This is a genomic window from Phocaeicola vulgatus ATCC 8482, from assembly GCF_000012825.1.
GTDB lineage: Bacteria > Bacteroidota > Bacteroidia > Bacteroidales > Bacteroidaceae > Phocaeicola > Phocaeicola vulgatus.
On sequence record NC_009614.1, the window covers coordinates 1,487,032 to 1,499,960 of the forward strand.

At 41.3% G+C, this 12,929-nt stretch carries 5 protein-coding genes; all 5 read right to left on the minus strand.

The window, feature by feature from the left end; all coding sequences use genetic code 11:
• Window positions 1–6: 6 nt before the first annotated feature.
• On the minus strand, window positions 7–2,319 hold the full coding sequence (locus BVU_RS05650) for a hypothetical protein (RefSeq protein ID WP_011965049.1): 2,313 nt from the start codon (window positions 2,317–2,319) through the stop codon (window positions 7–9).
• A gap of 19 nt (window positions 2,320–2,338) precedes the next feature.
• Window positions 2,339–4,378 carry a RagB/SusD family nutrient uptake outer membrane protein gene (locus BVU_RS05655; protein ID WP_005850019.1) on the minus strand — a complete coding sequence of 680 codons (2,040 nt, stop codon included), beginning with the start codon at window positions 4,376–4,378 and terminating at the stop codon, window positions 2,339–2,341.
• Between the two features lie 12 nt (window positions 4,379–4,390).
• A complete protein-coding gene (locus BVU_RS05660; protein WP_005844109.1) occupies window positions 4,391–7,726 on the minus strand; it encodes a SusC/RagA family TonB-linked outer membrane protein in 3,336 nt (1,111 codons plus the stop codon).
• A 529-nt stretch (window positions 7,727–8,255) separates the two neighbouring features.
• Complete coding sequence (locus BVU_RS05665; protein WP_011965050.1) at window positions 8,256–10,499, minus strand: S9 family peptidase; 2,244 nt, start codon at window positions 10,497–10,499, stop codon at window positions 8,256–8,258.
• Window positions 10,500–10,510: 11 nt separating this feature from the next.
• A complete protein-coding gene (locus BVU_RS05670) occupies window positions 10,511–12,916 on the minus strand; it encodes a glycoside hydrolase family 127 protein (protein WP_011965051.1) in 2,406 nt (801 codons plus the stop codon).
• Window positions 12,917–12,929 lie beyond the last annotated feature (13 nt).

The following is a 12,929-nucleotide window of genomic DNA, read 5'->3' on the forward strand; positions in this document are numbered from 1 at the left end:
ATTCTGCTATCTAACAGAACCATTACGCCATTTAGCCGCACCAATGTTCAACTGATAAATTTTTGACTCCATAACTTTACCTGTCTGATTGTAATACAAGTTTACACCATGCTCTCCAGCCGTACCATCAAGTGCATCTGCACGATGCATATATTGATCGTTATCAGCAGTAGCCTTATGTGGTGGATTTGGACTTACCATCAGTTCTAATGGAGAAATATCATCTACAAGAACTTCCAATGTTCCATTTAAAGTAGCAGAACCATTGTTGACCAAGGTGCCAAAATTATTTTTAGTCGCAGTCCATGGATTATTGCTAAAAATTTGTCCGTTGGATAAAAAAGTATTTGTAGAATAATTATTGTCAAAATTCAATGTCACATGTCCGGCTGTACCGTCTGCCATAGTCATTGTCTTACGGATATCAGCTCCTGCCATAGTCATCTTTCGGACATCACCGTCCTGCTTGGTCAAAACAATCAGGTTATTTTTCACCGTATAAGTACTTCCATCTGGAATATTACGCATATTGAAAATATTTCCTGCTGCACGAGTGTTCCAGTTAACCAAAGTATTGTTTTCAAACGTTATATTCCATGCCCCTCCCTTCCATGCACTCTGCTTGGTTTCACTGAAAAATGAAGGGAACGGACAATCATAGAAAGTGTTTCCACGAACCACAAAGTCCTTATATAAATTAGAATTCGCATTATTCCCGGAACCGGCAATCCATGGATAACCTCCGGCACCATTACTATAATAGCCACAGTCAAAGAACTGGTTATCCTCTATCAAGACATGATCCCAAATTTTGTAATTAGGCCCCTGCTCACGAATGAACCCACGTACCAGACGCTTGAAAGTACAATTTTTCACCACAAAACTTTCCAAATGTACAGCCATACCATTAGAAAACATATTAATGAAATAATTACCTGTAGCCGAACCCAAACCGGCAACATTATCACCATAAGTAAGAGCCATTGGACAATCGAAATCAATATCATAAAATTCGAGCATCTTCATATAAATTTCTCCTCCTTCTCCAGCTTGTGGCTGGCGCCCGAACATCAAATTCATAGAATTAACATTAGTACCTGTCATATGCATACCACCTAACAATACTTTAGCACGTTTACCTGCTGCTACATCCTCAGGACGAGTACGAAGAACAAAACCTTTGCAGGTAGTTAAATTATCAAACATACAATAAGTCTTTCCACCTTCCAAATAATAAGTCTGTCCTTCGGCTAAATTTACATCGGAAATGAAGTCTGTTAAAAGGAAATCAATACGCATTGCATTGTATTTCAGAGCAGCCTCGTGCTGTATCAAAGCATTTTGATAAGCTTCATCTGAATCAAACCGGTCACGACTTGGAGCACTTAAGTCATGAGTTACTAAAATAGGCTCTCCCGGTTCTCCGTCTGAGCGGGCAGAACAAGTATTGTAATATGCGTCCCATTTTACCTTCACATTCTCGTTGCGAACATTAATCACATAAACAGAGTTTTTCTGAAGTCCGTCAATATCTACATATCCCTTTTCAAAATCCTCATCGGTTAATTTATATTTTCTCCATTTTTCATTCACTGTTGATTCAGGATTATTAGGAGACGGATCTACTTCCAACCACTGATAAACAAAATTATCGTTAGCATCAAGCTGAAATTTTTCACGATAAATAGCCTTATCATCGTCTGATACCCCTTCTGTTACAGTTTTGAAAGCACGATTCAACATCACACGCATAGTAGTCTGTGTAGTCTTAGAAGCATCTACATAGACACAGAATGGAGTTGCATATCGATCAGAAGTGGTAATGCCCATCCATTCTGCCCACTGTCTGCCATCACCATGTCCATACCATTTGGATGCATGTGAAAAATCAGTCACATTATCATCTTTTGTTGATAACACGCGAATAGCAAAACGATAATCAGTGGAATACTGTTGATCTTTAATAACTAAATCAAGGACCTCCGGTCCTACAATGGTATCTAGTAACAAAAGACCGTTTTCGGCAGATGTACCCCAAGCATCTGCACCACCCGAAACATTTGGCTGTAGTGCCTGACGAATCTGGTAGCCCGCACAGTTATTCACTCCATACCAATAAAGATGAATATCATTGCCATTCGGTCCCTCTGCTTTACAATTATAAGCATAGTCATCCCCTTTTCCTCTATTATTATCACAAATGAACATAGTCATCCATTCTCTATCTATATTTGCCATTCCTTTCTCATCATCATCAGAACACGAAATACATGAGAAACCTGAAAATAACATTAATGCATATAAAAATATTTTTTTCATCATTCTGTCCTTTTATAAATTATTTATAGCCATAATAGTTCTTGTATACACCTGCTGAGCGTTGGATAGCCGCATTAGGATAAGGTAAAATATAACGTACAGGAGGTAAATCATTCACCTCAGGAACAGAATTACCATCCAGTGGTGATTCTGTTCCATCTTTGACCAACACAATCATTCCTTGTTCTGTATGACGAATATATCCATAGAATGAATATTTACATTGGTTAGTAGGCTCCGAATCATTGCTCCACTGATAAAATTCCGCCATCTTCCAAGTTGCTCCATCAACAGCTACCAAAGCTGTCGCTGGTTGATTAGCTGATTTGTAAGGATTATAAATATAGAGCATATCCAATATCTTATTGGGATAAGGATAGCCATAAACTTGATTTACATCCACACGCCATTCAACCGTTTGTGGAAGAACATGGTAATACATAGATTCGGGAAGATCATCCAAATAAGCACTACCATCATGTTCAGCTATATCATCTTCGAAGCCAGTAGAAGAACCGGCATTAGACATTCCTACAGAAAGATAGCGCAAAAAACTATAAACAATTTCCTGTCCATAAAGATTATTACGGACAAGATCTCTCCAGCGCATATTCTCACCCGCAAACTCCCATTTACGTTCATCAAGCACGGCTTTCAAAAAAGTTTCTTTAGAAGAAGCCACCTGAGCAATATAGGCAGAAACAACACTTTGGTCATCGAATGCCCGTGCATGGACTTGACGAAGTGACTCCTGAGCAGTGGCAGTAGGTCCTTCCAACTCATTAACAGCTTCGGCATTCATCAACAAAACATCCGTATAACGCATATAAGGGAAGTTAATACCTGTATTACTGGCACTCAAATTGGTAAACTGTCCCGCATTCGCCCATAATTTAGACCATTTATTATTATGGACAGTATAATCCGCACGAATCATACAAGAATCCTGAGTAGCATTATTAGCACTGTTACCATAATACCAAAGTCCATTAATAAAATCTCGACGCTTATCATTCTCATCGAATGAATAACGGTAAAAAGCACTCAAACGTATATCACCTTTAGATTCTCCCCATACATTCTTACCCAATGTCTTTCCTTCATTAACGGTTGATGTAGGTCCTTGAGAATACCCTGTATTACCTGTAGACTCCTTAGCAAAAGGAATCTCAAAAATAGGATCACCTTTAGCAATAATTTCAAAATTGCTTTCCTTGGTAAAAATATCTTGATAAGAAGTGCCTACAGAGTGTGTCCCCGAAGCAATAACCAGGCTAGTATATTCTTTTACGATTTGATAATACTTCTGATAATCTTCCGGACGTTTCATCACACCATAACTATTTGCATTATTTTTATCCGGATGAAGTGAATAACCTCCGGCAGTCAATGCAATACGTGCAATTAATGCCCAAGCAAACTCCTTAGACGCACGTTCTACTGTTGTTGTTGTAGTAGAAGACATCTTAGGAGCAATATCCTGCAAATCTTCAATAAGTTTATTTTGGATTTCTTCGCGATTCATTACAGGAATCACATAATTATCACCTAATTGTGAGGCTGGCAGGAAAGTGAAAGGAACATCCCCGAACATCACTACCAGATCATGATAAACCATAGCACGAAGACACTTGGCTTCGCCCAACATCTGCATAACAGCGGTATTCTCTTCATTATAAAGCGGACCAGTTTCTACACCCCGGATAAAACGGTTAGCATCTTCAATAGCTTTATAAGAAGCTCTCCAATATTTATCAATTTCGCCACCTTGATCGTCACAATCAAAACGTGCATAGCTATTATGGGTTGCTACATTACCTGTATACATCTGCATATCAACATCACTGTTCAAATTAAAAGTTTTCTGATAGGCACTGCCATAAAGATCACCTACCAAGATAGAAGCATAAACACCGTTCAACGCACGGCTAATTTCTGTTTCTTGGCTGAACACAAAGTCCTCATTGTAACTTGATGGAGAATCCACGTCAAGGAAATCATTGCATGATATTAGAGTCAAAGTTGCTAATCCTATTATTAAAGTATTTTTAAATTTCATGTGCTTTCAAATTTAGAATGTAATATTAGTACCTAGTACAAAACTGCGACTACGTGGGTAACGGTTATAGTCCATACCACAAGTTAATCCTGTCTGAATATCCACTTCAGGATCATAACCCGAATACCCAGTAATAATAAACAAATTAGAGGCTGACACATAAAAACGAGCTTTCGAAATCCCCCATTTAGAAGTCAGATTTCCAGGTAACGTATAGCCAACAGTCAAATCCTGACAACGCAGAAACGATCCATCCTCGATAAAATAGGAATGAGTTATTTTTTTTGTCACATCCGTCGGATTCCAAAGTGTCCTACCTTCGTTTAATTCACGGTACATATCCAACGAACCATCAATATAGTAACATTTGTACAAGCATTCGCCATCACCATCACGGGTATAACGCCAACCTTTGTCGGCAAATGTGGAAAGCACATTGTAGAACTTATTCTTATTGCTTTCGGATGAGGAAAGCTGGTAAGCTGTCGCATTATTCACATCAAAATCAAGCATAAAGTTGAAGTTCATGGCAAAATCAAAACCCTTCCATTGTCCGCTCAATCCAAAACCTCCCTGCACTTTTGGATTGGTATTACCTATAACAGTACGGTCATCTTCTGTGATATATCCGTCACCATTCAAATCCTTGAACTTGACTTTGCCCGGCAGAGTAGCTATGCCTGAATTAGAATCTCCTGAAATCTGATTGATTATTGTTTTTGGATGTTCCACACCGTCTGCATCCATAATAGGTGCATCTTTCGAAGTTCCGTTTTCAGCGGCCGTTGATCCCCAAGGTACTGCTTGCAAGTTATTAGTGGGATCAAAATAGAATTCATCCATTGAATATAAACCATCATATACAAAACCATAAATAAGTCCTACTTGGTCACCCACCTTCAAACAATAATCATTGTAACTTGATTTCCAACGGTTATTCTGATCCCAAATCACATTGTCTGTACCATTTAATTTATCAACTTTCATTTTATTCATACCTAAAGAAAGATTTGCGGAAAGCACATAATCCCTGCCACTGAGAATATCTCCTGATATAGTTAATTCAACCCCTTTATTAGTTACTTGTCCAATATTTTGCATCTGACTTACATAACCAGTTGCTGAAGGAATGTCCGATTTATAAAGTAAATCTTTCGTCGTATTCCAATAAATCTCCGGAGTAACAGTGAGACGACCATTAAAAAGCGTGATATCAGCAGCAAGATTACGAGTTAATGTAGTTTCCCATTTAATATTTTTATTGGCAAAAGTAGTACCCCCTTGATTACCATACCATTGCTCTCCAAACTGAGTTGCTTCTCCAAATCCAGGTCCGCCGGTAGAATTAACAGTATATAAATAACGCCACATATCATCACTGATACGATTATTTCCTGCCAACCCTATAGCTGCACGAAGTTTTAACTGATCAATCCATTTTATATCTTCCATAAACTTTTCTTCTGAAAGCACCCAAGCACCTGATACTGAAGGGAAATATCCCCATTGATTACCTGGAGCAAATTTAGTGGAACCATCAGCACGCATAGTTACAGAGAGTAAGTATTTGTGGTTATAGTTATAACTTGCCTGCCCAAAGAAAGAAGCAGTGCGATCTGGAGTCGAAAGTGATGAAGTTGACTCCTGCGGTGTACCGAATCCCATATTATCCCAAGCCTGTCCAGCCTCAAATGCACGTGGGAAATAACGATTCTTTTGGAAGTTCTTCTTATTTTGGCTATGATAAATTTCTTGCCCCAATAACATGGAAAAATTATGCTTATCTTTAATAGAAAAGCCATAAGATGCCGTGTTAGTCCAAATATATTTAAAAGACTGATCTTTCTGAATACTTGCTACAGGCAACGAATTATTTTTTGTACCTTCACCTGTCAAGGCACCCCAAAAACGATATTGATCTTTCCAGTTTAAACTAAGAGTGGCTTCTGTACGAAGCACCAATCCTTTAACAGGCTTCCATTCCAATGAAATAGCATTAGTATAGTTATAAGCATACTTATTCTGTTGATTAATGGCAATATCACTTTTCGGATTAGTATAAGTAAACAATGCTTCTTCATCAGGGTCAGCATAAGAAGGATCTATATATCCGAATTCACGTAATCCGTTAGTGGGTCTATAACGGAGTACATCAATAATACCGCCTGTACCAATATTATCACCTCCAGCTCCTTGATCACGGCGAAACGTAAATTTAGGATTGATATGCAATGTCAAATTTTTAGTTATATCAATAGCTGTCTTGATATTCAAATTGGTACGGCGCACACCCGACCCCATAATAATACCTTTATCTTCGCTTTGAGTAAGAGAAGCAGTGAAGCGCATCTTATCTGTACCTCCACCAATAGTTACATTAGTAGAATAATTGATAGGATTCTCTCCCATTACCTCATCCTGCCAGTCATGAGTAGGCAAAGAATAATACATATCCAAATCTTGCGGATTGCCAAAATTAGCACGGAAAAATTTGGCATTGCTAGAACGGCTACCATTACACGCCGACCATTCATATTGATAACGTGCAAACTCTGCTGAATTCATTAAATCTAATTTTTTAGACAAATGACTAGTAGACAAATGGGCATTGAAACTTACCTGTATTTTTCCAGCTTTGGCCGATTTAGTAGTAACAACCACTACACCATTACCGCCCTTAGCTCCATAGATTGCCGTGATAGAAGCATCTTTCAATACATCAATAGAAGCAATGTCTGTAGGAGGAATATCATTGATGTTATCCACCTGAAAACCATCGACAATGTAAAGAGGATCATTGCTCTGGGTCACAGACGTACCTCCACGAACACGAATGTTAATATCTGCCCCTGGAGCACCATCGACCGTAGTTACTTGCACACCAGCTATTTTTCCCTGCAAAGCCACAGCGGCTGAAGTAACTGGTACAGCAGCAATCTTCACACCAGACACGGAACCTACTGAGCCAGTCAGATCTTTACGAGCCCTGCTACTGTAACCCAGCACTACTACCTCTTCAAGCGCTTGTGAATCATCTTGCAGCGTAATTGTCAGTTCTTTTCCGGTAACCGCATCCACTTCTTGCGTTTCGTAACCTACAAAAGAAATAACAATTCTTTTTCCTTTAGACACGGCCAAAGTAAACTTTCCGTCAAAATCAGTTATGGTTCCGTTGGAAGGATTTCCCTTCTCCACAACGGAAGCTCCAATAACGGCTTCACCTGCCGAATCAAGTACAGTACCTTTTACGGTAATGCTCTGAGCAAACATCATCACCGGTATCAGTAACAGCACTGAAAACAGAAGAAGTCTGCTTTTCACTCCTCTTAATTCATTTGTAAATTTCATAATAAAATATTAAGTTAAACAAAAATTTAAAGTCCATTTTTTCCGTGAATGTGAAATAATATAAATCACTATTGTTATTTATATTCTATTCTAAAAGGAAACAATTATAATTTTTATGAGAATAATAGATACTTATTAAAATAGCACACGCATTCTTATAATTTCCGTGTACGCACACAAAACGAGTGAAAAATATTAGATATACAAATTCCCATGCTAAATAAAGCACATCATCAAATACATTAACAGTAATGTTTTCCATTATAATTTAATGTTAGTATTAGAAAATTGGTTTATTTTTATACTATATACGCCACAAATAAAAATAATATTGTTGACTGAACCTAATTTTTGTATTGAAAAAAATTAGTTCAACCAATAATTACAACATAATGAACAAAAAAGACACATTCATCAATGAAAACACGGAATTACATAAAAAAGCAGTGCTATGGACTTGTCCTCCATAACACTGCCACCTCTATTTATCATAACTGACAAACTCCTACAGCTACAAACCTCACTCCTCCTATTTTATCTCATCCCACTTCGGTGGATTCACCTGCATCAAATGACGGACAAAGAAATCATACCGCTTATGTTCGCCAAAATCTTCCCCCATTGTATGATGCGCTCCGGGAATCACGACCAATTCAAAATCTTTATTCGCCTTTATCAATGCATTGACCACCTGCATGGTAGAGGCAGGATCTACATTATCATCCAGTTCTCCCACCACTAACATCAAAGGACGACTCAACAGATGTGCATTTTCCACATTAGACCCTTCCTTATATTGATCTCCTACCGGATAGCCCAACCAAAGTTCATTCCACCAAATCTTATCCATACGGTTATCATGACAACCACAAGCCGAATAAGCCGCTTTATAGAAATCAGGATAAAGCAAAACTGCATTTGTAGATTCCTGACCACCGGCAGAACAACCGTAAATACCTACCCTGTCCACATCCATATAAGGATATTTCCGTGCAGCCGCCTTAATCCAGGCAATATGGTCCGGCAGACCGGCATCTTTCAAATTCTTATAACATACATTCTCAAAAGCACGCGAACGGAAAGAAGTTCCCATTCCATCGACCATTACGACGATAAAACCAAGTTCGGCCAAGGAAGTCATATTCCAGTCATAAGGACGGAAAGTCTTCGGAACATACTGGTCTCCGGGACCCTGATAAATGTATTCGATAACCGGATATTTCTTGTTCGGGTCAAAGTTGGTGGGGCGGGCAATCAATCCCCACATATCCGTCTTGCCGTCCCGCCCTTTGGCAACAAACACCTCCGGAGCTTTCCAGCCTTCGGCCTCCAAAAGAGTTATATCGGCTGTTTCCAACGGCATCGCCACTTTGCCATCCCTGGCACTACGTAACACAGCGACGGGAACCTTGTCCACCATAGAATAAACATCTACCAAATACTTCATATCTCCCGAAAACCAGGCACGGTGCATCCCTTCTTCGGGAGTAAGACAGGTAAGACCTTTGCCATCAAAACCGATGCGGTAATAACGGATGAGATAGGGGTCTTCACCGGCTTCCATACCATTTGCCGAGAAATAGATCTGACGGTTATCCTCATCTACCCGAAGCACTTCGCGTACATACCATTCTCCTTTAGTAATTTGATAATCGGGCTGTGCGGTAATACGGTTGTACATATAAAGATGATTCCAATTGTCACGCTCACTCATCCATATCATCTGCTTGCCGTCTTTTAAGTCATGACGGAAATGACGGGTATAATTCACATATGTATCGCTGGTTTCTTCTACCAACGGGCGCACTTTTCCCGTTTCGGCAGAAAATTCAAGTACTCTGTACACCTGATGTCCGCGCTGGTTATATTCAAAAGTCACGGCACGGCTGTCGGGATTCCATTCGGGACCATATACTTCATATTGCCGGTCGAACAATTCGGTAGAAGGAATAATGCTTCGTCCGCTTTCCACTTCATAGATGCAGGGCACTTTAAAAGGAAGTTCGTCTCCCGGCTTCGCATACTCCTGTTTGTGAAGCTTGGGCTGAAGCTGATCAGCCGGAGAAGATTCCACATAATAAACATAACGCTTTTCCACCGGACGGATCTTGCAGGAAGCCACCTTCTTACTGTCCGGTGACCAGCGGATGTAGGCTGAATAATAATTACCCAGTGTCCCGTCCAAGCTCAGTTGCTTTTCTTTTCCGGTAGCCACCTCCTTTACATAGATATTCTGATTTTTAATAAATGCGATCCATTTACCATCAGGAGACGGAACCGGTGATGCCGTCTTCTCATCATCCACCTCCATCCAATGCTTTTGCTTGGGAGGGAGAGGAACCGCACCTTCATTGACCAGTTGATTTTTCCGGGACGCATACATCCAACGTTGATTATTAAACACAAAGCGCAGCGTATCCAATCCCTTACTGACCGACAAACGCCCCAATGCAAGAGCTTCCGGCTTGACCTCTTTTCCGGATGCAGCACCCAACGCCTTTGCCAGACGATGAGAATCAAACAATTCTTTTCTAGCTTTCTTATCCGCATCTACAGATACATACAGGCAGCCGTCCGGAGTATTCCGCACATACCAGAATTGATGAGTACCCTCTATCCATTGCGGATTGACATTGGAATAGAAAACTTTATCCGCACTGAACTTCTCTTTCAATGCATAAGCACGCCGATAATCATCGACCGTACCTTGAGCGACAGCCATGCCCCCACTAAGGAACATGGCTACCAGCCAACCTAACTTACCAACCTTCATTTTGAATTATTCTATTTTACTTCCCATTCAAACAAACCCGATGAATTATCGGCCGGCTGAACAATCTCCAGTTTTACCGCTTTTGTCTTTACCGGGTCAAAATTGACTGTATTCCCCGTACCTTTTTCCACTCCATACTTATCCGCTCCACTCACCGGTTGCCACTGGCCTTGTGCATCTTTATAGTACATCTTCCAACTTTGCGGTATGCGGCATCCTCCCCAAGGAGCATCATCATACCAATATACGGTAGCACTGGAAACAGTCGCTTCGGATGGGAACTCGTAGGATATCCATTCAGTAGTTCCCTGTTTGGGCCACCAATGGTAATAGGGTACGGAACGGTCATTCTCATCTTTCGGCACCAGACGGTCATTAATGGCGGAGATGGATTTCACCTTATGCGAAGCATCCACTTTGCTTTCCGATGCCAGCGTAGCAGGCATAGTCGGACGGGAAGCACTTAATTCCTGCGGCAACCACACTGCCATAGCACCTGCACCGCGGTGTGCCCAAGCATAGTAAGGGATCAACGTCAGCTTCACATCAGTAGCCGTCAGACGACCTCTGTCGTCATAGCCCAGAATCTGCGCATCCGTCTTCAACTGGTTAATGCCATAGAGTAAATCCGGTTTTTCAACCACCTCGAATTGAGGAGTGCGGTTCATAAACACGCTCAGCACATCAAAATCATTATCCGGCCATTCCGCACAATAAACGATCGGGCCACGCTCCACGGCTATACGTCCACGATCTGCCTCCACTTTATTATTGGCTTTCACTGTACGAGGTTCCATATCGAAATGGACAGCTACTTTATCCCCTTTCTTCCAACGGCGGTCTATGCAGAAATAACCGTCCTTCAGTTCACTCTGTACCGGTTCTCCATTTACTTTCACTGTATAGCTCAAACGCTTTCCATCCGAATAAGTGTACAGGTCACAGGGAACTACCTGATTACGCACCCATCCCGGAATACGGATTTTCATTGTAAACTGTCCGGCATTGTTCTTGTTGACACCGATAGTGACATCACCGTTCCAAGGATAATGAGTAGCCTGCTCCAAAGAAACAGCCTTGCCCTCTACCTTCAAGTTCGAAGTATTGGACATGAACAGATTAACATACACGTCCTTACCTTTCACCGCATACACATATCCCGGCAAAGAAGGAATGAAACGACAGATATTGGACGGACAACAGGCACAGCCGAACCAAGGCTGGCGCTGGTGCTGCCCGATGCTTTCCAACGGATTAGGATAGAAGAACCCGCCACCATCCAGGGACACGCCCGAAATAAGACCATTATATAAAGTACGTTCCAGCACATCATAATATTTTGCCTCACCATGAAGCAGGAACAAGCGGTAGTTGACATACACATTACCGATAGCCGCGCAAGTCTCACAATAAGCTGACATATTGGGCAGTTCATAGTTCTTGCCAAAAGCCTCCCCATTGCTGGTGGCGCCGATGCCACCGGTAATATAATATTTCTTGCCCACAATGTTGTCCCAAATACGGTCTATGGCATGGATATAAGCCGTATCCCCTGTCAGTGCGGCCACATCTGCCATGCCTGCATACATATAGGCTGCACGGACAGCATGTCCCACGGCCTCATCCTGCTCCACTACTGGCTTGTGCGCCTGACTGTATTCATCCGTACGAGTAGTATATCCGCGCTGGTCCAAAAAGAATTTGGCTTGATCCAAATATTTCTGTTGCCCCGTTACCAAATATAGTTTAGCAAGGGCCATTTCGGCAATCTGATGTCCCGGCACACGGATTTGCTGTCCTTCGCCCGTACCTATCTCCCGGCATACACAGTCGGCATAACGGATGGCGATATCAAGGAAGTTACGTTTTCCGGTAGCCTGATAGTGCGCAATAGCACCTTCCACCATGTGTCCCAAGTTATAGAATTCATGACTCAGTTCCTCCACCTTCTCCCACCGTTTGCTTCCTGCCCACTCATGCGGATGTTTGGGATTCATGGTACGCGAAGTATAAAGATAACCATCCGGTTCCTGTGCCGCAGCGACAATAACCAGCACACTATCAATATACTTAGCCAGTTTCTTATCCGGATAGGTCTGTAACAGATAACTGGCACCTTCTATCGTTTTGTACACATCGGTATCATCAAAAGCCAGTCCGCCTACTTTAATGGTATCACTGGGATGGGCGGCATTGACAAAGTTAGTATAACGTCCTGTTTCCTCGCATTTGCTGAACGCCAAGGGAATCGTTACTTCACGGCTGGCATTCAGTCGCTGTCCCCAAAATGAATCGGTTACTTTCACCGAAGTGAAAGGTACGGGGTCGATGGGATAGCCGTGCGACTGATTTTTTACTTGCGCTGTTCCACTTGCTACGGTAGCAGTCAACAGAGCAGTGACTAAAAATTTTTTCATGGTTCTATCATTT